This window comes from Pseudomonas sp. EL_65y_Pfl2_R95 (assembly GCF_963971045.1).
Lineage (GTDB): Bacteria > Pseudomonadota > Gammaproteobacteria > Pseudomonadales > Pseudomonadaceae > Aquipseudomonas.
The window spans coordinates 79,363-106,107 of the sequence record NZ_CAXAOV010000008.1 but is presented as its reverse complement, the minus strand read 5'-3'; the positions used below and the strand labels follow the sequence as shown (position 1 = coordinate 106,107).

Genomic DNA, 26,745 nt, shown 5'->3' with positions numbered 1-26,745 from the left:
TGATGCCGGTTGCCGTAATCAGCGATGAGTTTGGCATCGACTTTGTCCGTTTTTACTCGTTGTAACTGGCTGCGCGCGTAATAAGCCACTTGGGCCGGATTAAGGATGCAGACACGATAGTCCTGTTTGAACAGCCACTCAGCCAACGCTTCGTGGTAGATGCCCGTAGCCTCCATCACAATCCAAGCATCGGCTTCAGCGTATTTGAGCAGCCATTGCTGGAATGCCTGAAAACCAGCTGCATCGTTACTCAACTTGGCCTTAGTGCGGTACTTGCCATTGTTTTGCAGGGTGGCGATATCGAAGCTGTGTTTGGCGATATCGATGCCGACAACAATCGTCATGACGCTTACTCCTCACTGAGTTAGTTTAGATCGCCACTTCACCCGTCCAACCTTGCTGATGCGAGCTCGAGGCTCAGGATACCGTTCGGACTTAATGGATGAGTGCGGAGGAGTGCAGCGCTATCTACGGAACAAGCTCGAGGCTTAAGGGTGGTCACGACTTGCACTCTCTCCTCCGATGATCAGTCGGAGACTATCGCCTCCTGAGAGGGAGTAGTCGAGATACAAGAGGTGGTCGACACCTTTTTCGGCCACCATTGGCCAAGGCGCAGATCATGTCTCCAACAAAAAGGTAACAGGCCCGTCGTTGGTCAATTGCACCTGCATATCCGCACCAAAACGTCCTGTTGCCACAACCGGGTGCTGACTGCGCGCTTGCTCAAGCAGCAGATCAAATAGTTCAGTGGCCAACGCCGGCGGAGCAGCTGTCGAGAAGCTCGGCCGCAGGCCACTTTTGGTGTCTGCAGCCAAGGTGAACTGCGAGACCAACAATAGGCCACCAGCCACATCGGTCAGTGAGCAGTTCATCTTGCCATCGGCATCACTGAACACCCGGTACTTGAGCAGTTTTTGCAGCATTTTGCTAACGCTGGCTGGCGTGTCGTGCGGTTCAACGCCGATCAGCGCCAATAAGCCCTGGTCAATCGCCCCAACCACTTCGCCATCAACCGATACCTGCGCGCGGCTTACCCGTTGAATCAGTGCCTTCATGCTTCATCCGGAGCCAAGTTGAGCAGACGCCGGGCCATTTGATCGGCGGCGCGGACCAATGCGTCAGTAATGCCGACTTCCGCCGCAGCGTGACCCGCATCGCGGATGATCTGCAATTCACTGTTTGGCCAGTTCTGGTGCAGCTCCCAGGCATTGTCCAGCGGACAAATCACATCATAGCGGCCGTGGATAATAACCCCAGGCAAATGGGCGATCTTGTTCATGTCGCGTATTAACTGATCAGGCTCCAGAAAGCCCTTGTTGATGAAGTAGTGACACTCAATACGGGCGATGGACAGCGCTCTGTGCGAATCAGAAAAGCGATCGACCACTTGCGGATTGGGTCGCAATGTTGCGGTACGACCCTCCCAGGTAGACCAGGCCTTGGCAGCATGCATCTGGGCGATCTGATCGCTGCCAGTCAGGCGCTTGTGGAAGGCTCGTATCAGGTCACCCCGTTCTTCCTGCGGAATCGGCGCAATGTAGTCTTGCCAGTAATCCGGAAACATGCGGCTAGCGCCTTCTTGATAGAACCACTGCAACTCTTGCGAGCGACAGAGGAAGATGCCACGCAAGATCAATCCATGGACGCGCTCGGGATGGGCCTGCGCATAAGCCAAACCAAGGGTCGAACCCCAGGAGCCCCCGAATACCACCCATTTATCGATTGCCAAATGCTGGCGAATCACTTCAAGGTCAGCGATTAGATCCCAGGTGGTATTGTTTTCCACACTGGCATGGGGAGTTGAACGGCCACAGCCGCGCTGATCAAAGGTGATGATGCGGTACAGATTCGGATCAAAGAAACGCCGGCTCAGGGCATCACAACCAGCCCCCGGACCACCATGAACAAACACCACGGGCAAACCATCCGGTGATCCGCTTTCATCCACATAGAGTACATGCGGCGCATCAACTGCCAGCTCATGACGGGCGTAGGGTTTAATCTCCGGATACAAGCTTTGCATGGTCAGCTCCTGAATTTTTTTTATACAGTGTCATCGCACGGGCATCATCATGGAGCAGGTTTCGAGCATGTCAGTAAAACGAATTGCGTTACCGCTGTTACTGGGCTTTGCCCTACTCGCTGGCTGCACCGCCAACGATACCCCACAGGCTGCACTAGACAAGGCAGTGCAGCAACTGCAGGACAACCTTGAAGCGAAAAAAACCAGCGCAGTGATGGCCCAGCTACACTCTGAATTCGCTGCGCAGCAGCAATTTGATCAAGCTTGGGCCAAGCGCACAATGACCCTAGTGTTTTTACGTTACAAGAACGTCAAAGTCATTGCCTTGAGCAAAGAAAATCGCATTGACCCAACTTACAGCACCAAAGGCTACACCGAAGTTCAAGTCGCACTGACCGGAGCTGAAGGCTTTCTCCCTGACAGCGCACGGCATTACTCAGTGAGGCTGGAATGGTGGCTTGAAGGTGATGAGTGGACACTGGCCCGGCTTGATTGGCAGTAAACAAGCATGCGCCCAGGACCGGGCGCATTAATACTTATTGCATTGGCATCTCGGCGTCCGGCGTGCGCCAGATCAGGTCCTCGGTGTTGTACCCTTGGCCATGGGCAACTTCGAGCATTTTAGTGCGCGCCGCCTGGCTGAATTCAGTGCTACGCGAAAGCAGCCACAGGTACTTATGGTTAGGGCTGCCAACCAGCGCATGCTGGTAGTCATCATCCAGATACAGGACCCAGTACTCGCCCTTGGCTACGCCAGGCAGAAGATCACTGAACCAGTTATCGAAGCTGACCCAGAGCTTGTCAGTCTTGCCCTCAACCTGGGGCACGGCCTGGCCTACCGCTTCCTGCCATTTGCCTTCGGCGTCGCGACATTTGTTAATCACGCTGACACTGCCGTCAGCCTGCAGCGCGTAATGCGCCTCGGACTGCTTGCATTTACGCTGGAAGAACATCGGCAGGCGCGCCTGCTCATACCAAGTCCCTTGGTAACGCTCCAGATCAACCTTTTCAACGGTTTTAGGTGGCACGGCACCCGTGCCTGAATTGGCGCAACCTGCGAGCAATGCAGCCGCGCAGGCAACTAAAAGAATGCGTTTCATAGTTTCCTCAGTTCAGACCTTCGCCCGAAAACATCATGACTTTCTCGCCAGCATATTGAACGCTGATAAATTGTTTTCTATCGCCCCAGGTACAACTCGACAGGCCCATTGCGCCTGAGCAATCAGTCGGATCCCCGAGCAATGATTCAACTTCGGCTTTGGTCATTCCGGTTTTGAGTTGGGAATAGTTTTCTTGCGTGACCTTGCTGCAGGCAGCCAGCAGTAAACAAAAACCTAACAACGCGAATTTACCCAGCGACATAATTAAAGCTCCCTATTATCAGTGAGCTTAGCTTGGCACAGACGCTCACCGTCTGCCGCATATGACGTCAGAAACGCGAGCCGGGTTCCTGCAAAAACAACAGTTCTTGCTCACTTGAGGGTCGCGACAGAACTTTATTACGGTGGGGGAAGCGGTTAAAACGCGCAATCACGCGCTGATGACGCTCGGCGTAATCGAGGTAATCGGCGAACAACGCTTGTTCAGGCGCAGGGGCCTGGTCGAGAAGATCGGTAAAGGCGGCGACCGCTTGATCTTGTAGACGAAGATCTTCTGCATGCTCCAGTACCAGATAAATAAACACCTGCTGGATGGGCGCCAACTGCTGATCATTGCCCCGATTAAGACCCGCTTGCACATACTGCTGCGCGAGGGCATCACCGGAAAAACCACGCGGATCATCGCGAAAAATCATGCGCGGTAATTGGTCGAGCAATAAAATCAGCGCCAGCCAGCCTTCAGGCTGCTCTTGCCATTCGAGCAATTGACCGGCTAAGGCCTGCTCAACCCAATCACCGAAGCGCTCACGCGCCTCGGCATCTTGGCTGTCACGTTTACCAAACCAGAGTTTGGAGCGTGCAGTTGCAGCCTCGACCGCAACTGTTGATGGACCAAACCACCACTCAAGCAGTGGCTGCCAAGGCTGACTCACGGGTTACTTCTTGTGGTAAGAAGTGACACGTTCAACTTCTTCTTTCGACCCCAAATACACCGCAACACGCTGGTGCAAAGAAGTCGGTTGAATTTCCATGATGCGCTGTTCACCGTTGGTAGAGACGCCACCAGCTTGCTCAATGATGAATGACATGGGGTTAGCTTCATACATCAAACGCAGCTTGCCCGGCTTCTCAGGTTCACGGCCATCACGCGGGTACATAAACAGGCCACCGCGGGTGAGGATACGGTGAACGTCAGCCACCATGGCGGCAATCCAACGCATGTTGTAGTTCTTCTTCAGCGGGCCTTCTTCACCGGCCAGCAACTCGCCCACATAACGCTTCACGGGCTCTTCCCAGTGGCGTTGGTTGGACATATTAATGGCAAACTCCTGGGTGGTTTCAGGCACCTTGATGTTGTCATGGGTCAGCACAAAGCTGCCCAGTTCACGGTCAAGGGTAAAGCCCTTGACGCCATTGCCCATCGTCAGCATCAACATGGTCTGAGGACCGTAAATGGCGTAACCTGCAGCCACTTGCTCAGTGCCCGGCTGGAGAAAGGCTTCTTCACCCAAGTCGCCTTCGTCGCCGTTACGATCAGGACAACGCAGCACTGAGAAGATGGTGCCGACAGAGACGTTTACATCAATATTCGAGCTGCCATCGAGCGGATCGAAGACCAGCAGGTAGGCGCCTTTCGGATAACGGCCTGGAATCTGGTAGGCATTGTCCATTTCTTCGGACGCCATACCGGCCAAGTGACCGCCCCATTCGTTGGCTTCGAGCAGAATCTCGTTGGAAATCACGTCGAGTTTCTTTTGTACTTCACCCTGAACGTTTTCGGTTTCCATGCTGCCCAGCACGCCGCCAAGCGCGCCCTTGGACACCTGATGGCTGATCGCCTTGCAGGCCCGTGCAACAACTTCAATCAGGAAGCGAAGATCAGCCGGGGTATTGTGGCTGCGGGTTTGCTCGATCAGATAACGGCTCAGGGTAACGCGGGACATATGAGGCTCCGTAGGTAGGGAATCGCGCGCAGTTTAACCCTTTATGGGCGGCAGCGCCTCATGCCGCCGCCCATCGGTACTTACCAGTCCCAGGCCAGCGACAAGGCAACGCCCTGCTGCTTGTTGTCGTCGCTCTTGCTCAAGCTGTAAACCCCGCGCAACGCAAGGTCACTAGCCAATTGCTGGCTGAAACCGAGGCTGGCTCGATCAAGATTGTCGTCCGGGGTGTAACCCTGCAACTTGTAGTCGATACCGGGCAGGCTGTTTAACGAAACGCGCACGTCGGTGCTGTCATCGTCGTATTCGGTTTCATGGGCAACTTCAGCAAACACCTGAGTTGCTTGCGTAATGGCCCAGCGCCCTTGCATACCGATGCCCAAACGTTTTGAGGTGCGGTCTTGATCACCGAAACTCAGGGCAGTCGAGTCCGCACCGCTTTCGTCGTAACCGTCCACCTCAACCTTGGCATAGTCAGCACTCACGAACGGGCTCAGGTGCCAGTTGCTGCCAGGCTCGGCGATGTCATAACCGACCCGTCCAGACAGCGCCCATAAGGTGCCGTCGGTATCACCTTTCTCGGATCGCTCAACCCGGCCCAATTCGATTTTGCGTTTGAGGTCGTGATAATCCAGATACCCGGCCGACACCGAAGCATCCGCCCACCAGCGATTGTGTTGATACTGGGCAAACGCGCTGCCTAAGTAGCTGCGCATGTCGTAGTCGGAGTCGGCACTGCCCACTTCAAGGTTCTGCTCATAAAGGCCCATGACCAAACCAAAGCGCCAGCTGTCGTCAACTCGGTAACTTCCGCCTACATTGAGGCTATAACCATCCCCATCACCACTTGGCGAAGCGGCTTGGCTGTCAAAGTCGAGATGCTGTCCAGCACCCGACACAATTGCCCGCCACTGGCCAACGGGCTGCCAAGACTCCCAGTCCGCAATGTATTGATTGCGCAGTTGGTCTTGGTGGGCACGTAGGGTGCCGTGGGCCATTTCTGGCAACAAACTGAGCTCCCAAGGCGCGGCAAGCAGCGAGTAGGCGTAATCAGCGAAAATTTCCTGAACCGCAGTGGTCGGGTGCACGCTGTCGTTATAGAGCAACTTGCTAGGATCAGGCGTTGCACTATTGATGCCCCAGGCTGCGTTGACATTGCCGCAATCGGCAAAGCAAGTACCGGTCAGGTTTTGCGTGGTGTCGAAGCCATAGGCAGCAGCGTTCTGCAGCACTTCAGTAAAGAGCACCGGAACGTTGAGGGGAATGATTTGCGCATCAATTTGCGACAACTGGCTGACCAGCTCGGTATTAAAGTCCTGGCCAATCGAGGTGATGGTTGGGGCCAAGGGAGTCCCTGAAATAGCAGGCGTAGTGCCCACATTCGGCAGCAGCGACACCATGATGTAGCGCGCACCCGCGCCTTGCAATGCACGCACGCTATCGGCCAACTGAGTTGCCGCCGCTTGCGGGCCGGAGCTAAAAATAGTGCCTTGCAGGAAGTCGTTGCCGCCGCCATTGACATAGAACAACGCATTGCGGTCGACGCTTAATCCGCGGTTGGCTAGGTCCACCAGGTAACCATCGCGAGTGCGTGTACCTGCTACCGAGCCGCCTGCCTGGGTAATCGAGTCATACACTTGATCAGTACGGTAACCGCCCACGGCCCAGTTATTGCCATCAGCGATCCCCTGATCCGCATACACCTGTGACGTGGAAGGCGCTTGCGGGCCTAAGCCCAGTTGCTCACCGAGCAACATTGGCGAGGTCGAACCGTAGATTTCACCGCTGCCATTTTGGTAAGTCGGGCCCACGCGGTTGGTGAAGCGACGAGTTGCGCCGGCCGGGCCGTCAGCGTCAGGGAATTGCCCGGCATCACTCAAGCTGTCGCCAAAGACAATTAAACTGCTGAATGGACCAGCACTGCTGAAGCTTGAGTAGCTGGCAAGTACGCATGCCATTGCGAGCGGCGTAAGGGTGCGTTTCACTGGGTATTCCTTATTTTATTGTTATAGGCAGTACCAACAGCTCAAATCTAGCCAGTTTTGCAAACGATTGCACGAGCTTATCTGACTCCAGGGCCATCTTGAGTCATTATGCAAACGCCACTCAGTTCAACGCGACCACCTGATTGCGGCCCGCGCGCTTGGCTTGATACAACGCAGCATCGGCGATATTGAGCAATTCATCCAAACTGGTCCCTTGCATTGGCCAGCACGCAATACCGGCTGACAATGTCACCTGACGCAAACCACCCCGGGTCTCCAACGGCTGCCCGGCCAGCTGTTTACAGATAATATTCAACCGCTTGGAGGCTTCTTCAAGGTCAGCACCCGGCAGTACCAGGAGAAACTCCTCGCCGCCGATACGAAAGGCCGCATCTGAACTGCGCACATTACGCCGCAGATTATCGGCCAGCGCCTTCAACACATCATCGCCCTCAAGGTGACCGTGCTTATCATTGAGCTGCTTGAAATGATCGAGGTCTATCAGGGCCAGTGATAAAGGTTTTTTCTCGCGCTGCACCCGTTCGACCTCCAAGGCAAAAAACTCTTCGAGGTAGCGCCGGTTATAAAGCCCGGTTAACGGATCGCGCAGCGCTTGCTCGCGCAGTTGTTCGTGCAGGCTGGAAATGGTCAGCAGCCGCTGCTCACTCACCGCCAATGCTTCAGCCAACTGCAACTCACTGATATGTCGCTGGGACACATCCCGTAGATAGAGCATCTGCCCCAGCAACGTCACTTCGTGATGACTGCGGCGCTCCACCGCACGAACGTTCAGCTCGAAGTACCGGTTGACCAATGGCAATGAAAGCAGCTGATTAGGGGTGCAACCATTGGCCTGATTAAGCAGCTCATAAAGCGTTGCCCCGACGACCGGCCAATCCTGCAAGTCGCGTCCCTGCCAGCCGCGCTCCAGCCGTGAAAGCTTTAACGCCGCCGGGTTGGCTTCAACCACGCGCAGCTGTGAATCAACCACTAGAACGGGATCAAACAAGGCCTCAAGCAACAAGTTGTGCGCGACCGGCAGCAGGTCAAACAGGCGGACCCCGACAATAAGCCAGGCGAACGCCATCAAGGTAAAGGCAAAAGTGAAGGGCGTCGGGTCAAAACCGAACAGCGAAATCCCCCAGAATACATGGCTGGCGTTAGTCGCCCATGGCACCAGGGTGAGGAATAAAAAAGCCAGGTAATGACGTCGATACAGACCGCTGCTCTGCAACACTGCACGCAGGACAATGCCCACGCAAAATGCCATGCACAGGTAGCCATAAACAGTGGCAAGGTAATAAACACTGCCGTGGACATACTTGACCGGCGAGCCGTACTCAGTGCTAAACGGTGCGGTTTGCTCGGTGTACATCAAGTGATGCCAGGGGTTGGTCAGCGCCAACACCCAGCATAACGCGGGCGCCATGGTCAGCAGCAACAGAACTGGATTGCTCAAGCGCTGGTGATTGCTGAAGATGTACTGCCAGAGAAACACCGCCCAAAAGGTTGGAGTCAGGAGAATCCCGGGCCAGGCCATGGACGCCCAAAAAATCTTGCACTCAGCGCCTTGCGCCGCCATTTCAAGACTAGCGGACAGCATCCACCAAAGGCTGGCCAAGTGCAGCCAGATAAAATTGCGCTGACCGGGAAAGTAGCGCTGCTGCGAAACCCAGCGCGACAAGAGAACCACGCCAAAGCAAACAGCGCTGGTGATCAGCAGTTGCACAGGAAAAGCCCAGCCGGACTGACTGCAGGAGCTGAAAAGGCTCAACGCTGAACTCTCCGTGGCAGCGACCCTGCTTCACTTCTCGTGCCTGGCGCGCAGCCACGACTATGGACCGAGCATGGCCATGCACCACAACCGAAGATGCGCAAAGAATCACCCTACTCTAAACCAGAAGGAAATATGGGCTATTGATAGCCGTAAACCACTGCCCGTTGCCTCGTTCGAACCGCGCAGCGAGGTGCTCAAGCGCAGTGCTTGACGCAGTTTAGCAGTTAGATTAAACACCCACACTGCATGCACTGCTAAACTTGTGCCAGACGAAAACCAACCGGCCAGCCGATAGCGCTTCACAAAACTGCTGACATGGTTATTATCGCCCGCCGCAACTCCTTCTATGCTTAGCAGACCGATGAAAAACAACCTGATTGCCGCCGCTGAAATTGACCGCCTGGATACCTGGGCTAAATACACTCGCGACATGTGCCACAGCTGTAACTCCAGCTGCTGCCAACTGCCCGTCGAGGTGCGTCTGAGCGATCTGATTCGGATGGGTGTGGCTGATGAATTTGAAAAAGGCGACCCGCCGCGAATAGTCGCCAAGCGCTTGCAGAAAGAGGGCATTATCGAGCGGTTCAACCAGAAGTCAGGCATCTTCACCCTGACACGCCTGTCAAATAATGACTGCATGTACCTCGACCGCAAGTCGCGCCTGTGCACCATATACGAAGTGCGCCCGGAGACCTGCCGCAATCACCCTAAAATTGGTCCACGACCGGGCTACTGCGCTTATATCCCCAAGCCGAATCGCTAGGCAGCTAAATTACCCAATACAAACAAACCCTGCCATTAGCAGGGTTTGTTTTGAAGCATCATCACTATTGGCTAATTGGTTGCCAGATCGTCCTTGATCGACGGTGCAATCTTCGGCTTGATCAAACTGAAATCAATCAATGACCTCGGTTTATAGGGGTCTCCGATAATTTGCGGGCGGGCGATAAAGCTATTGCTGACCAAGCTCTTGCTCTTATCCAAGGTACCAAAGTTCAGCCCAGCCAGGTCGGCCCAGGTATAAATCAGGTTTGAGCTGCTATAAGGCCGGTCAAGGATGCTGCTGAAATCAAATGCTGCGTGGGATTTCCACTTATCGGATGCCCAAACCATAAATGGAATGGTGTACATCGGCGCGGTGGGCTTGCCTTCGTTTCGCCCAATTACACCGCCTTTGGGCGAGTCAAATACAGCCTCACCGTGGTCAGACAAATACAACAGGAAGCCGTCTGGCTTGGTCGCAGAGAATTTTTTTATCAGGCTGGACACCACAAAGTCGTTATACAGCACCGCATTGTCGTAACTGTTGTAGGTTGCCAACTGATCGTCGGTCACCCACTTCGGCGCACCGGTCTTATCGGTGAATTTCTCGAAGTTGTCCGGGTAACGGTACTTGTAACGCATATGCGTGCCGAGCAAGTGCACCACGATCAGTTTGCGCGGTGCTTTGTCGGCCAGGACCTTGGCAAAGGGTTCAAGTACATCGCCGTCATACTGGCGAGCATTTTGGTTGAGGTTATTGTTCAGGTAAACCTGCTCATCCGCCTGTTCGGAAAAAGTGGTGAGCATGGTATTGCGTTTGGTCATGGTCTGCTGATTGGTGATCCAGAAGGTCTTGTAGCCTGCCTGTTTCATCATATTCACCAGCGATGGTGTGGTCAGATAGCCATCTGGGTTTTGCTCATCGGCAAACGTCAGCACCTGCTGCAGCGCTTCAATCGTATAGGGCCGCGGCGTGACGACGTTGTCGAACACCTGCAGTTGATCGCGCAGTTTATCCAGCTCTGGAGTAGTTTCACGCGGGTAACCATACAGGCTCATACGCTGGCGGTTGGTCGATTCGCCGATAACCAGAACAAGCGTTGTCGGTTTGTCCGCGCGCGGATCAGTCATGCCTTCGAGCGGCGCGAGCTTAGCGTTGCCCGCGAGGAGTTTTTCCATACTGGCGAGTTGCTCGCGATATTTACGAAACCCCACTACCAACTGCCAAGGCACACCGGGCTCGATCCGCTCTTCAAACTTAGCAAAGGCCTGATCCAAGGTTGCACGCTTGTTGACCTCTCTACCCAATGGATAGCCGATCAAGCTGAGCAACAGCACTGCGCTGATGATCCGCGCATGATTGACACCAAACTCTAAGGGCCGAATCCTGCGCCACAGCAACCATGCACCGAAGGTGTATGCGAGATAAACCGGAATCATCCACCACACAAAGTAGTGGCCAAAATACTCCATGCTTTCCGCCATGTTCGACTCGAACATGACGAAAATAACGCTCTCTGAGAACTGTTGACCATAAATGCAGAAGTAACCCAAGCCAACCAAAGAGCAAGCCCACAAAACCACGCCCACGACCGCGGCAATTGATTTGGTGTGTTTAGGGAACAAGAGAACCGGGATCAACCAAATACCGCTGATCAAAAAGGCTTGGCGAAAGCTGACAAACCCCGTGGTGTCGGTCAGTTGAATTAATAATTGAGTAACGCCCGAGAAATACCAGAAAAACAGAAACAGCCAACCGAGCCCAGCCCAGTCCCAGGATTTATCTTCATTGGCCTTTGCCGATGCCTGCATGTTGCGCTCCTGCTAACGATTCGTTCCTGGAGCGACACGCCAAGCGCGTCAAAAGATGCTCCGAGATTTTAAAGTCGCAGACCCTAGCAGACACATTGTGAAAAGATTGTGAGTTGTGACAATCAAGTTTCAATGAAGCTTTTTGCCATCGCCCAACAATCCGCAGACACAAAAAAGCCCCTGGCAGCTTGGCTGCCAGGGGCTTTTTACGTGCGGCGAAAACTAATACTTAGTTTTTGCTAGCACGCTTACGGTCGGTCTCAAGCAGGAACTTCTTACGCAGACGGATCGACTTAGGCGTGATTTCAGCCAGCTCGTCGTCTTCGATAAATTCCAAAGACTGCTCCAAGGTGTAACGGATTGGCGGAACCAGAGCGATGGTTTCGTCTTTACCGGAAGCACGCATGTTATCGAGCTTCTTACCCTTGGTTGGGTTAACAACCAGGTCGTTGTCACGGCTGTTGATACCCACCAGCATGCCTTCGTACACGTCGTCGCCGTGGCCGAGGAACAGCTTGCCGCGAGCCTGCAGTGTTTCCAGCGAGTAAGTTAGCGCCTTACCGGTGGCGCTGGAAACCAGAACGCCCTGAACACGACCGCCCATATCGCCCGACTTCATCGGACCATAGTGACTGAAGATGCTGGTCAGGATGCCCGAACCGGAGGTCATGGTCAGGAACTGGTTACGGAAGCCGATCAGGCCGCGCGCAGGAATGGTGTACTCAAGACGTACACGACCCTTGCCGTCTGGAACCATGTTGGTCAGGTCGCCTTTACGGTTACCCATCTGCTCCATCATCGGGCCCTGGTGTTGCTCTTCCAGGTCGATGGTGACGTTTTCGAATGGTTCGTGCTTAGCGCCTTCAACCATACGAATGATAACTTCTGGACGGCCTACAGCCAGTTCGAAGCCTTCACGACGCATGGTTTCGATCAGTACCGAGAGGTGCAGCTCACCACGGCCAGAAACCTTGAACTTGTCAGCGCTGTCGCCTTCTTCAACACGCAGGGCAACGTTGTACAGCAGCTCTTTTTCCAGACGCTCTTTGATGTTACGGCTGGTGACGAACTTGCCTTCCTTACCGCAAAACGGCGAGTCGTTAACCTGGAAGGTCATGCTCACGGTTGGCTCGTCAACGGTCAGCGGCTCAAGCGCTTCAACGTTGAGCGGATCACACAGGGTGTCGGAGATGAACAGTTCGTCCATACCGCTTACGCAAACGATGTCGCCAGCCTGGGCTTCGTTGACTTCAACGCGCTGCAGACCCGAGTGACCCATGATTTTCAGGATACGGCCGTTACGCTTCTTGCCGTCAGTGCCGATAGCGGTCACTGGGGTGTTGGTCTTGACCTTACCGCGAGCGATACGGCCGATACCGATAACACCTAGGAAGCTGTTGTAATCCAGTTGCGAGATTTGCATCTGGAACGGACCATCAACGTCTACGGCTGGAGCCGGTACGTGGTCGATGATCGCCTGGAACAGTGGGTCCATGGTTTCTTCGAGCTTATCGTGCTCAAGACCCGCAATACCGTTCAGGGCGCTGCAGTAAACGATTGGGAAATCGAGCTGCTCTTCGGTAGCACCCAGGTTATCGAACAGGTCGAAAATCTGGTCAACAACCCAATCAGGACGGGCACCCGGACGGTCGATCTTGTTGATTACAACGATAGGACGCAGGCCAGCTTTGAACGCTTTCTGCGTTACGAAGCGAGTCTGTGGCATTGGGCCGTCTTGGGCGTCAACCACCAGCAGCACGGAGTCAACCATGCTCATTACGCGCTCTACTTCACCACCGAAGTCGGCGTGGCCCGGGGTATCTACGATGTTGATGTCGTAGTCGTGCCATTTCAGCGCGGTGTTTTTCGCCAGGATGGTAATACCACGTTCTTTTTCCTGGTCGTTGCTGTCCATCACGCGCTCGTTTTCAAGCTCTTTACGGTCAAGCGTGCCGGACTGGCGCAGGAGTTTGTCTACCAGGGTGGTTTTACCATGGTCAACGTGGGCAATGATTGCGATGTTACGTAGATTATCGATCACTTGTGTATCTCGATCAGAGGATTCGGTCTGCCGCACAGTTTAGGCGACGAGTATTAAGATTCTGCTAGACGACGTAAAAACGCATTGAGCGATGGCCAAATTGCCTTGCTCAGCAGCTTTTACGCCGCCTGTATGTCGGGAGGGCGATGGCGGATGCTACCGCCATTCAACCCGGGCGTCTTATGTCGGACGATAAACGCGCACATTCGCATGCCCCTCATTCAATAGGTGGTGAGCATGCAGGCGACTCATGACACCCTTGTCGCAGTACAACAAATACTGACGACTCGGATCCAACTCTTTAAAGCGACTGTTAAGGGCGTAGAACGGCAACGCTTGCACCTCAGTGCCTGGCAGCGTTAATGGCTCGTCCTCGGCACTGTCTGGGTGACGGATGTCAATAATGACATGGCCAGCCAGAGCTTCGCTGACTTCCTCAACCTGAATATCTTTACCCAGCTCATCGATAACCTTATCGATCGGCAGCTGCGTAGCGCTCTGCACTGCGCGCTCTAGCACCGCCATATCGAACTGCTTTTCTTCATAAGCAATGCGGTCGGGCTTGGCTTTGGTGGTGGGATTTATGGATATCACACCGCAGTATTCAGGCATGTGCTTGGCAAAGTCGGCGGTGCCGATCTGCGTTGCGGTATTAATAATGTCTTGCTTGTGGCTGGCCAACAGTGGACGCAGAACCAGCTTTTCAGTGGCCGCGTCGATGACTGACAAGTTAGGCAATGTCTGGCTCGACACCTGCGAAATAGCTTCGCCCGTGACCAAGGCATCAATCTGCAAGCGGTCGCTGATCTGCGTGGCGGCGCGCAACATCATGCGCTTCAACACCACACCCATCTGGCTGTTGTCGACTTTACCGAGAATTTCACCGAGCACTTCTTCAAAGGGTACGCTTATAAAGAGTACGCGCTGTGAGCTGCCGAACTTCTTCCACAAATAATGCGCAACTTCCATCACACCCAACTCGTGGGCGCGACCGCCAAGGTTGAAGAAGCAAAAGTGGGTGACCAGACCGCGGCGCATCATTTGGTAAGCGGCGACGGTTGAGTCAAAGCCGCCCGACATCAATACCAGCGTCTGCTCCAGCGAGCCCAGCGGATACCCACCAAGACCTTCATGCTGGTGATGGATGACGAATAACCGTTGGTCACGAATCTCCATGCGCACAATAACGTCGGGCTCTTTCAGCGAAATACCGGCCGCACCACATTGCTGACGCAACTGGCTGCCCACATAACGCTCAATGTCCATCGAGCTAAATGTATGTTTACCTGCACGCTTACAGCGCACGGCAAAAATTTTGCCCGGTAGTTGATCGGCGAAATGCAACTTGCACTTTTCCAGCACATCGTCGAAATCACCCAGCGGGTATTCATTCACTTCAAGGAAATGGGTGATCCCCGGCGTGCAACTAAGACGATCAGTCAGCTCGCCGAGAAGCTTGGCATCGGTTAAGGTTGTTTCCACCTCGAGATTATCCCAGACACCACTAACCGAGAGCTGCGGATCGAGATCGCGCAACACTGAGCGGATGTTCTTCGCCAACTGCCGGATGAAGTTCTTGCGAACCGGCCGACTCTTGATGGTGATTTCTGGGAAAACTTTAACGATTAGTTTCATGGAAGCAACGCGCGCCAAGCTCGCGAAAAAACACGGGCGCGGATTATAGCGGAAATTGTGCAAGGTTTGATCAAAAACCTTACGCAAACATTTTAACGCACCATATTGGTGCCTTCCGGTTTTGAATGGAACCAAGTTGGTGCGCTACTTGCTCTGCAATATGGAATCAAGCCCCGCCGCGCCTGCGTTTGCGGGATTTAGCCCATCACAGTGCACTGGCATGCAAATTGCTCCCTTGTGAGGCAGGTAGTACTGGCGGAATATCCGCCGAGCTTTTTCGAATTTTGTGGGCTCAACAGATTGAGCCTTATCCGCCTGGAGGACAGCATGTCGAAGTCGATTCAACTTATTAAAGAACACGACGTGAAGTGGGTTGACCTGCGCTTCACTGACACCAAGGGTAAGCAGCACCACGTAACCATGCCAGCCCGTGACGCGCTGGATGACGAATTCTTCGAACACGGCAAAATGTTCGACGGCTCCTCTATCCACGGCTGGAAAGGCATCGAAGCATCGGACATGATCCTGATGCCAGTTGACGAAACAGCTGTTCTGGATCCATTCACCGAAGAGCCAACCCTGATTCTGGTTTGCGACATCGTTGAGCCAAGCACCATGCAAGGCTACGACCGCGACCCACGCTCCATCGCCAAGCGCGCTGAAGAGTTCCTCAAGTCGACCGGTATCGGTGACACTGTTTTCGTTGGCCCAGAGCCAGAATTCTTCATCTTCGACGAAGTGAAGTTCAAGTCGGACATCTCCGGCTCAATGTTCAAAATCTACTCTGAACAGGGTTCCTGGAACACTGACGGCGATTTCGAAAGCGGCAACAAGGGCCACCGCCCAGGCGTCAAAGGTGGTTACTTCCCAGTTCCGCCGTGCGACCACGACCACGAAATCCGTACCGCCATGTGTAATGCCATGGAAGATATGGGCCTAGTCATCGAAGTTCACCACCACGAAGTGGCGACTGCTGGCCAGAACGAAATCGGCGTTAAGTTCAACACCCTGGTAGCCAAGGCTGACGAAGTTCAGACCCTGAAGTACTGCGTGCACAACGTTGCTGACGTCTACGGCAAAACGGCTACCTTCATGCCTAAGCCACTGTACGGCGACAACGGCTCGGGTATGCACGTGCACATGTCGATCTCTAAAGACGGCAAGAACACCTTCTCTGGCGAAGGCTATGCCGGCCTGTCTGATGTTGCCCTGTACTTCATTGGCGGCATCATCAAGCACGGTAAAGCACTGAACGGCTTTACTAACCCATCGACCAACTCCTACAAGCGTCTGGTCCCTGGCTTCGAAGCGCCAGTAATGCTGGCCTACTCGGCTCGTAACCGTTCGGCCTCGATCCGTATTCCTTACGTTGCCAGCCCTAAAGCTCGCCGTATCGAAGCACGCTTCCCGGATCCAGCAGCTAACCCATACTTGGCTTTCGCTGCACTGCTGATGGCCGGTATCGACGGTATCCAGAACAAGATCCACCCTGGCGATGCAGCTGACAAAAACCTGTATGACCTGCCACCAGAAGAAGGCAAGTTGATCCCACAGGTTTGCGGCAGCTTGAAAGAAGCCCTGGAAGAACTCGACAAAGGTCGTGCGTTCCTGACCAAAGGCGGCGTATTCAGCGACGACTTCATCGATGCTTACCTTGAGCTCAAGCACGAAGAAGAAATCAAAGTACGCACCTTCGTACACCCACTGGAATACGACCTGTACTACAGCGTCTAATCCAGCCAGTACGACAAAAGGCCACCTTCGGGTGGCCTTTTTTATAGGCAAAATCCTCTAATGACTGGTGCTCCCTTAAGGTAGCCGACGTTTTTTTCGGCCACCATTGCGGTCTCAAGCCTTACCATTCAGCCTGATATTTTATGCGCCTGCACACACTGCAACATGCCGACGCTTGCCAGTAGCGCCAAGCAGTGCAATCTTAATCAATAAGCCAAGTTGAGAGATCACTCATGCGCACACTAATTGCCTGCCTTTTACTCGCAGCCGCTCTACCGGTCAGCGCGCAGATATATAAGTACACCGACGCCAACGGCAATACGGTTTTCACCAATGAACCCCCGGATGGGGCCAAGACCGAAACCATTGAGCTACCCGAAACCAATACAGTCGATATGCAAGCGCCGAAAGCGCCGATCAACGATCAAAGCTCCGAGCCAGCCGTACAAGCTCAGGCGTCCTATCAGGTGCTCGAATTGACAGGCTTGCCCGACGAAGCAGCGCTACGTGCCAATAACGGCACCTTTAGTGTCGGCGTTAATATTCAGCCCCGCCTGTCGTCTGCCCACCGCCTCCAACTTCTGCTCGATGGCAAGCCTTACGGCGAGCCCTCGAACGTGCCACGCCTGCAACTGAATAATGTTGATCGCGGCGAGCACTCACTGGCCGTGCAAGTGATCAGCACCAGCGGTACCGTGCAACAAAGCGACACCATTTCCTTTACCGTGCAGCGGGTCAACACCAACAACAGCCCGGCATTCGCTCCCAAACCAAAGCCAGCCCCTTGATGCGTGCATTTTTAACCTGTTTATTGCTGCTCGGCAGCCTGTCCGCCTCGGCGCAGGTCTACACCTATATAGATGCAGAAGGGAATCGGGTATTTACCGACCAACCCAGGGGCGGTAATGCCAAGCCAGTCCAAATGGCCCCAATCAATGGCATGACACCCACCATCAAACTCAAGCCTGAAGTCGAGCAGAATCAACCAGTGGTGTTGTCCTATCAAATGCTGCGCATTTTGGTGCCGCAACCCGACGCAACGATTCGCGACAACGCGGGAAACCTGATTGTCAGCGCCACCAGCGAACCCGAACTGCTGCCCGGCCATAGCTTTCGTTTGATACTCGACGGAGAAACCGTTGGCGAGACAGGCCGCAGCCCAGTGTTTCCGCTCGAGAATATTGACCGCGGCACCCATCAGTTAGCCGTCGAAATCATTGATCAAAATGAACGCATCATTGAGCGCACACCCAGCCAGCCGTTCCACCTGCTGCGCACTTCACTGGCGCAAAAACGTCAGGTCAATCCCTGCAAAATTAAAGACTTCGGCGTGCGCCCCGAATGCCCCCTGAAAGATAAACCCGAAGAAGAAACTGACATCCCTTTCGTCCCTTTTATGTAGCCAAGTCGTCCATCGCACCACTTAGGTGCGCTACGGCGCAGCGACTTCTATACTCTCCCTGTTTTGGGTCGCTCTGTGTAGGGCGCCCTACACCTATTTGCGGGCGTTGTCGCTATTTACGCGGGTAAAACGCTACTTTTCAGGGCTTTGGTTTGCTTCTTGCATTTTCATAGCCACTGCCGGAAGCCGATGCCTATGATTATTAATGACGCGCTGCACCGCCTGTTACTCGATAACCTGACAACCGCCACCTTGTTACTCGACGCCGACCTGCGTCTTGAGTACATGAATCCAGCTGCCGAAATGCTTCTCGCCGTTAGCGGCCAGCGCAGCCACGGCCAATTCATCAGTGAGCTTTTTACCGAGTCTGCCGAAGCGCTCAGTTCATTACGCCAAGCGGTAGAGGAAGCGCATCCATTCAACAAGCGCGAGGCGGTACTGACCTCGGTTACCGGACAAAACCTCACAGTAGACTACGCGGTTACGCCGGTGATCAGTCGCGGCAAAACCTTGCTCCTGCTCGAAGTATTTCCCCGGGATCGCATGCTGCGCATCACCAAAGAGGAGGCGCAACTCTCTAAGCAAGAAACCACCAAATTACTGGTGCGAGGTTTGGCCCACGAGATTAAAAACCCCTTGGGCGGCATCCGTGGTGCGGCTCAACTGCTGGCCCGTGAACTGCCCGAAGAAAACCTCAAGGATTACACCAACGTGATCATTGAAGAGGCAGACCGTCTACGTAATTTGGTTGACCGCATGCTCGGTTCAAACAAACTGCCGTCCTTGTCGATGACCAATGTGCACGAAGTGCTCGAACGCGTTAGCAGCCTGGTCGAAGCCGAAAGCCAAGGGTGCATCACATTGGTGCGCGACTATGACCCAAGCATTCCTGATGTCCTGATCGATCGCGAACAAATGATTCAGGCCATGCTCAATATCGTGCGTAATGCCATGCAGGCGCTGTTCCCTTTGAACGATATGCGCTTGGGCCGCATCACCCTGCGCACCCGGGCAATGCGCCAGTTCACCATTGGCCATGTGCGGCATCGCCTGGTGACCAAGATCGAAATTATCGACAACGGCCCAGGCATCCCGGCCGAACTGCTTGAAACCATCTTCTTCCCAATGGTCAGTGGCCGTGCCGATGGCACCGGGCTTGGCCTTGCAATCACCCAGAACATCATTAGTCAGCACCAAGGCCTGATCGAATGCGAAAGCCATCCGGGTCACACCGTATTCTCGATCTTCCTGCCGCTGGAACAAGGAGCAACTCAGCCATGAGCCGTAGTGAAACCGTCTGGATTGTCGACGACGACCGTTCCATCCGCTGGGTACTGGAAAAAGCCTTGCAACAAGAAGGCATGACCACACAAACCTTCGACAACGCTGATGGTTTGCTGACCCGACTGTCGCGCCAACAGCCTGATGTGATTATTTCTGATATTCGCATGCCCGGGGTGAGTGGTCTCGACCTGCTTGCCCGCATCCAGGAGCTGCACCCGCGCTTGCCCGTCATCATCATGACTGCACATTCCGACCTCGACAGCGCGGTCGCCTCGTATCAAGGCGGCGCATTCGAATACCTGCCCAAGCCGTTCGACGTTGATGAAGCGGTGTCTTTGGTCAAGCGCGCCAATCAGCATGCACAAGAACAGCAGAACCTCAGTGTTCCGGTGGTTGAAACCCAAACCCCCGAAATCATCGGCGAAGCGCCGGCGATGCAGGAAGTGTTTCGCGCCATTGGCCGCCTGTCACACTCCAATATCACAGTGTTGATCAACGGCGAGTCAGGCACAGGTAAAGAACTGGTTGCGCACGCGCTACACCGGCACAGCCCGAGAGCTTCATCACCCTTTATAGCCCTGAACATGGCAGCGATTCCCAAAGACTTGATGGAATCCGAGCTGTTTGGTCATGAAAAAGGGGCCTTTACCGGCGCCGCCAACCAACGCCGCGGCCGATTCGAACAGGCCGATGGCGGCACCCTGTTTCTCGATGAAATCGGCGACATGCCAGCGGACACTCAGACTCGCCTGCTGCGGGTATTGGCAGATGGCGAGTTCTATCGCGTTGGTGGTCATACGCCAGTCAAGGTTGATGTGCGGATTATTGCCGCCACTCACCAGAACCTCGAAAGCCTGGTGCATGCGGGCAAATTCCGTGAAGACTTGTTCCACCGTCTTAACGTCATCCGCATCCATATTCCGCGCTTGTCTGACCGTCGCGAAGACATTCCAACCCTCGCCCGCCATTTCCTGAGCCGCGCCGCGCTTGAATTGTCAGTCGAGCCCAAGCTGCTAAAAAGTGAAACCGAAGACTATCTGCAGCAATTGTCTTGGCCAGGGAATGTGCGGCAACTGGAAAACACCTGCCGCTGGATCACCGTCATGGCTTCCGGCCGTGAAGTGCATATCGACGACCTGCCGCCAGAATTGCTCTCGCAACCGCAAGACAGCGCGCCCGTCAGCAATTGGGAACAGGCACTGCGCCAGTGGGCCGATCAGTCACTTGGCCGTGGTCAGTCAAACCTGCTGGACACCGCTGTACCCGCGTTTGAACGGATCATGATTGAAACCGCACTCAAGCACACCGCCGGCCGCCGCCGCGACGCGTCGATATTGCTCGGCTGGGGCCGCAACACCCTGACCCGCAAGATCAAAGAGCTGGGCATGAACATCGACGGCGGTGACGATGACGACGGCGATGACAGCTAAGTCATCTTTCGCGTATTACAATTAAAAAACGGGCCTTATCTAAGGCCCGTTTTTTATGCGGAAAATCGAGTGGTCGACACTCTTTTCGACAACCATTAACAGGCACAAACATCCGCGACCTTCGAAACCACGGTGGGCAAGCTTCGCGTTGCCACACCTTACAAGAGCCACCAATAACCGGTAAAACCATTCAGGCCTTAGCCAAAGTACCGGAATGACTCACGGCGCCGCCCACTCAATAATCAACAATCGCAATAACCCCGCAAGGCTTAAATGCCATGACGCATAAGCGATGCCCAATAACGGCGCTCAAATGGTGCAAACGCACTCATCAGAGACATTTTTCCTGGCAAAAATAGCTCGAAATAAACGCCCCTGCGCGCAAAGGGACTGATTTCACTGACATCAAGCGGTAATGCAAAAGTTGGCACACTGCCTGCATATACCTTAGTAACTCCAGTTTCGGGGGCCTTGGTACAGGCAGGCCGGGGATTCCCCTCTTTTATTGCTCCATCAGGCTGACAGTCAGCCGCCATTGCCCGTCTACCTCATCAGCGCGCCATTCGCCGCGCAGGGGACGGGCAGCCAGCACGGTCAAAAGCAACTCCCGCTCATTTCTTTGCAACCGCCAGTTAACGGCTCGCCCATTGAGCTGCAGCTGGCCTTGCTGTTCGCGCCCCAACGACTCCAACCGCAGCATATACGCGCCGTTATACGCGCCACTCTGCGGTGCTGGCTGCTCGTTGAACCACAACTGTAGCTGACCCTCCTCCACCTCCACACGGTTCAGACGCAATGCGTCCGGGTGGAATAGATCACCAAACATTAAACCGATTAAAAAACCAAAAATGGCCAACGAACCAATAACTCGTAACCAAGGACGAGGCCTATCACCCAGTTCGGGAGTAGAATGCTGTCCGCCTTCACGCTCGGAGCCGCGCATGTTTCACGTCATCCTTTTTCAACCAGAAATTCCGCCCAATACTGGCAACATTATCAGGCTCTGCGCCAACAGCGGGTGCAGCCTGCATTTGATTGAGCCCATCGGCTTTGAGCTGGATGATAAACGTCTGCGCCGTGCAGGGTTGGATTATCACGAATACGCCACCCTACAGCGCCATGCAGACCTCGAAAGCTGCCTGACAAGCCTCGGCCAGCCTCGTGTATTTGCCTTCACCACAAAGGGCACTCAGGGCTTCCATGAGGTTAGCTACCAACCCGGCGATGCCTTTTTATTCGGCCCAGAGAGCCGTGGCTTGCCGCAAGAGGTACGCGACGCCCTGCCTGTTGAGCAATGCGTGCGCTTGCCGATGCGCGAGGGGTGTCGCAGCTTGAACCTGTCGAATACCGTTGCCGTGGCCGTTTACGAAGCATGGCGCCAGCAAGGCTTTGCGATGTCGACCGCAAGCTCTGCAGTAGGCGCAGCCGAGTAAAACGACAGCCAGGTTAACTTGCAGCCAAGAAAAAACGCCCCTCGGGGCGTTTTTTGTAAGACCTACTCACTTAGTGAGTTGCAGTCTCTGAAGTAGTCTGCTGCATGCGTTGCAGCTCTTGAGCGTACAGCGCATCGAAGTTCACCGGCGCCAGCATCAACGCCGGGAAGGAGCCGCGAACAACCAGGCTGTCCAGGGTTTCACGGGCATACGGGAACAAGATGTTCGGGCAGAAAGCACCCAGGGTGTGGCTCATCGAAGCCGGGTCCAAGCCTTTGATCAGGAAGATACCGGCCTGCTGCACTTCAGCAATGAAGGCCACTTCGTCACCGTTCTTTACGGTCACAGACAAGCTCAGCACGATTTCGTGGAAATCGCCGTCCAGAGGCTTCTGACGGGTGTTCAGATCCATCTCAACCGCAGGGGTCCATTCCTTGCGGAAGATCTCTGGGCTCTTGGGTGCTTCGAAAGAAAGGTCACGTACGTAGATGCGCTGCAGCGAAAACTGTGGAGTCTGTTCTTCAGTTGCGCCAGCGTCGTTGTTTGCTTGTTCAGTCATGCCAAAGCCCTTTTATTAATTAATAATTATTCTGATGCCTTGAGCAAAGCGTCGAGCTTGCCGGCGCGCTCTAAGGCATGAAGTTCGTCGCTACCACCCACATGGGTTTCGCCAATCCAAATCTGAGGAACCGAGGTTCTACCAGCCTTGCGGGTCATTTCCGCCCGCAAGGCCGAGTTCCCATCGACTCGCATTTCGGTAAAGGCTACGCCCTTGTTCGTGAGCAATTGCTTTGCACGCATGCAATAAGGGCAATAGTCACTTGAGTAGATCACGACGGCCATATCACTTCACCACGGGTAAGTTATCACCACGCCAAGTGGACATCCCACCTGACAATTTGGCTGCTGTGAAACCGGCTTTTTGCAGTTCACGGGCAGCGGTACCGGCGTGCTGGCCGGCGGCATCAACCACAACAATGGTTTTAGCCTTATGTTTCTCCAGTTCCGCTACACGTGTCGCCAGCTTGTCGTACGGTATATGCAGCGAACCCACGATATGGCCGGCGGAAAAATCTTTTTGTGAGCGCACATCCAGTGCGACACCTTGCTCACTGTTGAGCAATGCTGTCAGCTCACGGCTGCTCAAGCTCTTACCGCCTTTTTGCAATTCAGTGACCAGCAGCAGTGCAAGCAGAATGACGAAAGCACCGGCTAGCAAATAGTGGTTAGTGATAAATTCAATCGCGTGAGCAAGCATCTGTGAAATTCCAGGACGGTAAAATGCCGGCCAGTATACACAGCCCCACAAGTCGGCCAAACCCCGTCTGGCGGTGACTTGATAGCGCCCAGGCCTTAAAATGGTCAATCTTTATGCCTACAGCAGAGCGAGCCAGCTTTATGAGCGTCACGCCAAAACCTTTGGTTCTGATCATTCTTGATGGTTTCGGGCACAGTGACAGCCCCGAATACAACGCCATTTTTGCCGCCAACACCCCGGTCTACGATCACCTGCGGGCTACCCAGCCCAATGGCTTGATCTCCGGCAGCGGTATGGACGTTGGCCTGCCAGACGGCCAGATGGGCAATTCAGAAGTCGGCCACATGAACCTCGGAGCAGGCCGTGTGGTGTACCAAGACTTCACCCGCGTGACCAAATCCATTCGCGATGGCGAGTTTTTCCAGAACCCGGTCATCACCCAAGCGGTGGACAGCGCGGTAAACAATGGCAAAGCCGTACATATTCTCGGTCTGCTGTCGGATGGCGGTGTGCACAGCCATCAGGATCACATTGCGGCCATGGTTGAACTGGCGGCGAAGCGTGGCGCTGAAAAAATCTACCTGCATGCATTTCTCGATGGTCGCGATACGCCACCAAAGAGCGCGCAAGCGTCGATCGATCTGCTCGACAACACCTTCGCCAAGCTTGGCAAAGGCCGCATTGCCAGCATTATTGGTCGCTACTTCGCCATGGACCGCGACAATCGTTGGGACCGGGTTGAACAAGCCTATAACTTGATCGTTAACGGTCAGGGCCAATTCAATGCAGCAAACGCCAGTGCTGGCCTGGATGCTGCGTATGGCCGCGGCGAAAGCGATGAATTCGTAAAAGCCACCACCTTGGGCGAGGCAGTGTCCGTTGAAGATGGCGATGCCGTGATCTTCATGAACTTCCGCGCCGACCGTGCCCGTGAACTGACCCGCAGCTTCGTTGAGCCAGACTTCAGCGAATTCAGCCGTGCACGTGCACCGCAACTCGCGGGCTTTATCATGCTCACCCAGTACGCTGCCAGCATTGATACACCGAGCGCATTCAAACCCACCCCGCTGACCAACGTACTTGGCGAGTACTTGGCCAACAACGGCAAGACTCAACTGCGCATCGCCGAAACTGAAAAGTACGCCCACGTGACCTTCTTTTTCTCCGGCGGCCGTGAAGAGCCCTTTGCGGGTGAAGAACGCATCCTGATCCCATCGCCAAATGTCGCCACCTACGACCTGCAGCCACAAATGAGCGCGCCGGAAGTGACCGACAAGATCGTCGACGCCATCGAGAATCAGCGTTACGACGTAATTGTGGTCAACTACGCCAATGGCGATATGGTCGGTCATACCGGCGTATTTGACGCTGCAGTTGCCGCCGTTGAATGCCTGGATGGTTGTGTTGGGCGCATCGTCAGCGCGCTGGAGAAAGTCGGTGGCGAAGCACTTATCACGGCCGACCACGGCAATGTCGAGCAAATGGAAGATGAATGCACTGGTCAAGCGCACACCGCACACACCTGTGAGCCGGTGCCCTTTATTTATGTCGGCAAGCGCGACGCCCAGGTGCGTGGTGGCGCTGTACTGGCAGATATCGCCCCAACCATGCTCACCTTGCTGGATATGCCAGTGCCCAGCGAGATGACCGGCACCAGCATTCTCACCTTCAATAAGTGAGTATTGGTTAATAAAAAGCACAAATGCCTCAGCCCACTGGTCTGGGGCATTTTTTTTGCTCCGGAGCACGGGCATACTAGGGTCTGTTAACGTTTCACTCACGGCCGTGACGAAGCATCAACAGACCCTAGGTTCACTTCATACACAGGTATGCCTTCACCCCATGTTTCGCGCCCTAATCCTGATATTGATGACGTGCCTGCTCTCCCCTGCATTTGCAGATGAGAAAAGTGACGCGCAAAAAAAGCTTAATGCCGCTCAGTCAGACGTCGTCGAGCTGAAAAAGCTGCTGGGGAAAATTCAGCAGGAAAAGTCCGGCGTACAGAAATCGCTGAAACAGACCGAAACCGAGATGGGTGAGCTCGAAAAGCAGGTTAAAGACCTGCAAGAGCAGCTCAACGAAGGCGAAGAGCAGATCAAGGACCTGGAAACAGAGAAAAAAAAACTCCAGAGCGCGCGAATTGAACAGCAGCGACTGATCGGAATTCAGGCCCGGGCGGCCTACCAAAGCGGCCGTCAGGAGTACATCAAGCTTCTGCTCAACCAGCAGAATCCTGAGAAATTCTCACGCACCATGACCTATTACGACTATGTCAGTAAGGCGCGCATGGAGCAGTTGAATACCTTCAACGAAACCTTGCGCCAACTGGCCAATGTCGAAAATCAGATCACTGCCCAACAGCACCAGTTGCTTGAGCAGAAAAGCACCCTAGACACCCAAACCGAAAAGCTCGCCCAGGTTCGCAAAGAACGTCAGGTTGCACTCGCCAAGCTCAACACCGACTACTCGGCGCGCGACAAAAAGCTTAAAGCCCGTCAGCGTGATCAAGCGCAGTTGGCTAAAGTCATCAAAACCATCGATGAAACGCTCGCACGCCAAGCCCGTGAAGCAGAAGCTGCCCGTCAACGCGCTATTGCCGCTGCAAATGAAGCCAAGCGCCAGAACAGCTCGCCAGGCTCACCGAAAGCCCCGGCTAGCGGGCCATTGGTCAGTTCTGGAGCGGTCTACGGTGGGCAATTTGCCAGCGCTCGCGGCAAACTGCCCTGGCCGGTCAATGGCCGTTTAATAGCACGCTACGGAACCCCTCGCGGGGGAGACGCTCGAACCAAGTGGGATGGCGTACTGATCAGCGCCTCCGCTGGCAGCCAAGTCCGTGCAGTTCACGGCGGGCGGGTAGTTTTCGCAGATTGGTTGCGCGGAGCAGGACTTCTGGTCATTCTCGACCACGGCAATGGTTATTTGAGCCTGTATGGGCACAACCAAAGCCTACTCAAGGACGCGGGGGATGTGGTTAAGGCTGGCGACCCGATTGCAACTGTGGGCACCAGCGGCGGGCAAGATACGCCTGCATTGTATTTTGCAATTCGCCAAAAGGGTCGCCCTAGCGATCCGGCACAATGGTGCCGCGCGCAAGGATAAGCGCTTCTTTATTCCGTAGGAGTCAGTTCG

At 54.5% G+C, this 26,745-nt stretch carries 26 protein-coding genes; 10 read left to right on the top strand and 16 right to left on the bottom strand.

The annotated features are described in order from the left end of the window. From AACY09_RS21480 to pip, 3 genes are all read right to left on the bottom strand, one after another. The coding region (locus AACY09_RS21480; RefSeq protein WP_339490936.1) for an IS110 family transposase at window positions 1-344 on the bottom strand (344 nt) is incomplete at its 3' end. A gap of 273 nt (window positions 345-617) precedes the next feature. Then, window positions 618-1,055, bottom strand: coding sequence for a D-aminoacyl-tRNA deacylase (dtd, locus tag AACY09_RS21475; protein ID WP_339490935.1), 438 nt, complete (start codon window positions 1,053-1,055; stop codon window positions 618-620). Then, window positions 1,052-2,023: a prolyl aminopeptidase gene (gene pip, locus AACY09_RS21470; protein ID WP_339490933.1), complete on the bottom strand. Its 972-nt coding sequence runs from the start codon at window positions 2,021-2,023 to the stop codon at window positions 1,052-1,054. The genes dtd and pip overlap by 4 nt, the downstream gene beginning before the upstream one ends. A gap of 67 nt (window positions 2,024-2,090) precedes the next feature. Between pip and AACY09_RS21465 the strand changes: the two genes are divergently transcribed. Further along, the gene (locus AACY09_RS21465; RefSeq protein ID WP_339490931.1) at window positions 2,091-2,525 is read left to right on the top strand and encodes a hypothetical protein; all 435 of its coding nucleotides are present in this window, start codon (window positions 2,091-2,093) and stop codon (window positions 2,523-2,525) included. 34 nt (window positions 2,526-2,559) lie between these two features. On the opposite strand, the gene AACY09_RS21460 is transcribed toward AACY09_RS21465, so the two are convergent. From AACY09_RS21460 to AACY09_RS21435, 6 genes are all read right to left on the bottom strand, one after another. After that, window positions 2,560-3,123 (bottom strand): lipocalin family protein, encoded by a 564-nt coding sequence (locus AACY09_RS21460; RefSeq protein ID WP_339490929.1) that lies wholly within the window; start codon window positions 3,121-3,123, stop codon window positions 2,560-2,562. Window positions 3,124-3,130: 7 nt separating this feature from the next. After that, window positions 3,131-3,385, bottom strand: coding sequence for an outer membrane protein assembly factor BamE domain-containing protein (gene bamE, locus AACY09_RS21455; RefSeq protein ID WP_339490927.1), 255 nt, complete (start codon window positions 3,383-3,385; stop codon window positions 3,131-3,133). A 67-nt stretch (window positions 3,386-3,452) separates the two neighbouring features. Further along, window positions 3,453-4,055, bottom strand: coding sequence for a DUF924 family protein (locus tag AACY09_RS21450; RefSeq protein WP_339490926.1), 603 nt, complete (start codon window positions 4,053-4,055; stop codon window positions 3,453-3,455). 3 nt (window positions 4,056-4,058) lie between these two features. Then, entirely contained in the window at window positions 4,059-5,066 is a 1,008-nt protein-coding gene (locus AACY09_RS21445; RefSeq protein ID WP_339490925.1) for a class 1 fructose-bisphosphatase, read from the bottom strand. Between the two features lie 80 nt (window positions 5,067-5,146). Beyond that, window positions 5,147-7,048, bottom strand: coding sequence for an esterase EstP (gene estP, locus AACY09_RS21440; protein ID WP_339490924.1), 1,902 nt, complete (start codon window positions 7,046-7,048; stop codon window positions 5,147-5,149). Window positions 7,049-7,169: 121 nt separating this feature from the next. Next, a complete protein-coding gene (locus AACY09_RS21435) occupies window positions 7,170-8,822 on the bottom strand; it encodes a histidine kinase N-terminal 7TM domain-containing diguanylate cyclase (protein WP_339490923.1) in 1,653 nt (550 codons plus the stop codon). Window positions 8,823-9,186: 364 nt separating this feature from the next. Here AACY09_RS21435 and AACY09_RS21430 point away from each other — a divergent pair, with 364 nt between their 5' ends. Next, window positions 9,187-9,588 (top strand): YkgJ family cysteine cluster protein, encoded by a 402-nt coding sequence (locus AACY09_RS21430; protein WP_339490939.1) that lies wholly within the window; start codon window positions 9,187-9,189, stop codon window positions 9,586-9,588. A gap of 71 nt (window positions 9,589-9,659) precedes the next feature. On the opposite strand, the gene cptA is transcribed toward AACY09_RS21430, so the two are convergent. From cptA to thiI, 3 genes are all read right to left on the bottom strand, one after another. Continuing rightward, window positions 9,660-11,399 (bottom strand): phosphoethanolamine transferase CptA, encoded by a 1,740-nt coding sequence (gene cptA / locus AACY09_RS21425; protein ID WP_339490921.1) that lies wholly within the window; start codon window positions 11,397-11,399, stop codon window positions 9,660-9,662. Window positions 11,400-11,628: 229 nt separating this feature from the next. Then, window positions 11,629-13,440: a translational GTPase TypA gene (gene typA, locus AACY09_RS21420; protein ID WP_339490919.1), complete on the bottom strand. Its 1,812-nt coding sequence runs from the start codon at window positions 13,438-13,440 to the stop codon at window positions 11,629-11,631. A 180-nt stretch (window positions 13,441-13,620) separates the two neighbouring features. Continuing rightward, complete coding sequence (gene thiI / locus AACY09_RS21415) at window positions 13,621-15,075, bottom strand: tRNA uracil 4-sulfurtransferase ThiI (protein WP_339490918.1); 1,455 nt, start codon at window positions 15,073-15,075, stop codon at window positions 13,621-13,623. A gap of 327 nt (window positions 15,076-15,402) precedes the next feature. On the opposite strand from thiI, the gene glnA reads away from it, so the two are divergent. From glnA to ntrC, 5 genes are all read left to right on the top strand, one after another. Then, complete coding sequence (gene glnA, locus AACY09_RS21410; protein WP_339490917.1) at window positions 15,403-16,809, top strand: glutamate--ammonia ligase; 1,407 nt, start codon at window positions 15,403-15,405, stop codon at window positions 16,807-16,809. A 233-nt stretch (window positions 16,810-17,042) separates the two neighbouring features. Beyond that, complete coding sequence (locus tag AACY09_RS21405; protein ID WP_339490915.1) at window positions 17,043-17,597, top strand: DUF4124 domain-containing protein; 555 nt, start codon at window positions 17,043-17,045, stop codon at window positions 17,595-17,597. Next, window positions 17,597-18,211, top strand: coding sequence for a DUF4124 domain-containing protein (locus AACY09_RS21400; protein WP_339490914.1), 615 nt, complete (start codon window positions 17,597-17,599; stop codon window positions 18,209-18,211). Before AACY09_RS21405 ends, AACY09_RS21400 begins: the two co-directional genes overlap by 1 nt. A gap of 195 nt (window positions 18,212-18,406) precedes the next feature. Beyond that, entirely contained in the window at window positions 18,407-19,492 is a 1,086-nt protein-coding gene (glnL, locus tag AACY09_RS21395; RefSeq protein ID WP_339490912.1) for a nitrogen regulation protein NR(II), read from the top strand. Then, complete coding sequence (ntrC, locus tag AACY09_RS21390) at window positions 19,489-20,925, top strand: nitrogen regulation protein NR(I) (RefSeq protein ID WP_339490911.1); 1,437 nt, start codon at window positions 19,489-19,491, stop codon at window positions 20,923-20,925. Before glnL ends, ntrC begins: the two co-directional genes overlap by 4 nt. 502 nt (window positions 20,926-21,427) lie before the next feature. On the opposite strand, the gene AACY09_RS21385 is transcribed toward ntrC, so the two are convergent. Beyond that, window positions 21,428-21,868: a hypothetical protein gene (locus AACY09_RS21385; RefSeq protein ID WP_339490910.1), complete on the bottom strand. Its 441-nt coding sequence runs from the start codon at window positions 21,866-21,868 to the stop codon at window positions 21,428-21,430. Between AACY09_RS21385 and trmL the strand changes: the two genes are divergently transcribed. Beyond that, window positions 21,867-22,358 (top strand): tRNA (uridine(34)/cytosine(34)/5-carboxymethylaminomethyluridine(34)-2'-O)-methyltransferase TrmL, encoded by a 492-nt coding sequence (trmL, locus tag AACY09_RS21380; protein WP_339490908.1) that lies wholly within the window; start codon window positions 21,867-21,869, stop codon window positions 22,356-22,358. The genes AACY09_RS21385 and trmL overlap by 2 nt on opposite strands. A gap of 70 nt (window positions 22,359-22,428) precedes the next feature. On the opposite strand, the gene secB is transcribed toward trmL, so the two are convergent. From secB to AACY09_RS21365, 3 genes are read right to left on the bottom strand one after another with little or no spacing between them, the layout of a single operon-like run. Next, entirely contained in the window at window positions 22,429-22,917 is a 489-nt protein-coding gene (secB, locus tag AACY09_RS21375; RefSeq protein ID WP_339490907.1) for a protein-export chaperone SecB, read from the bottom strand. A 26-nt stretch (window positions 22,918-22,943) separates the two neighbouring features. Further along, window positions 22,944-23,201, bottom strand: a complete 258-nt coding sequence (gene grxC, locus AACY09_RS21370; RefSeq protein ID WP_339490906.1) for a glutaredoxin 3 — start codon at window positions 23,199-23,201, stop codon at window positions 22,944-22,946. A 1-nt stretch (window position 23,202) separates the two neighbouring features. Then, a complete protein-coding gene (locus AACY09_RS21365; protein ID WP_339490905.1) occupies window positions 23,203-23,616 on the bottom strand; it encodes a rhodanese-like domain-containing protein in 414 nt (137 codons plus the stop codon). Window positions 23,617-23,756: 140 nt separating this feature from the next. On the opposite strand from AACY09_RS21365, the gene gpmI reads away from it, so the two are divergent. Together gpmI and AACY09_RS21355 are read left to right on the top strand one after the other, a co-directional pair. Further along, window positions 23,757-25,295 carry a 2,3-bisphosphoglycerate-independent phosphoglycerate mutase gene (gpmI, locus tag AACY09_RS21360; protein WP_339490904.1) on the top strand — a complete coding sequence of 513 codons (1,539 nt, stop codon included), beginning with the start codon at window positions 23,757-23,759 and terminating at the stop codon, window positions 25,293-25,295. Between the two features lie 163 nt (window positions 25,296-25,458). Further along, the gene (locus AACY09_RS21355) at window positions 25,459-26,715 is read left to right on the top strand and encodes a murein hydrolase activator EnvC family protein (protein ID WP_339490902.1); all 1,257 of its coding nucleotides are present in this window, start codon (window positions 25,459-25,461) and stop codon (window positions 26,713-26,715) included. The last annotated feature ends 30 nt before the right edge of the window (window positions 26,716-26,745 follow it).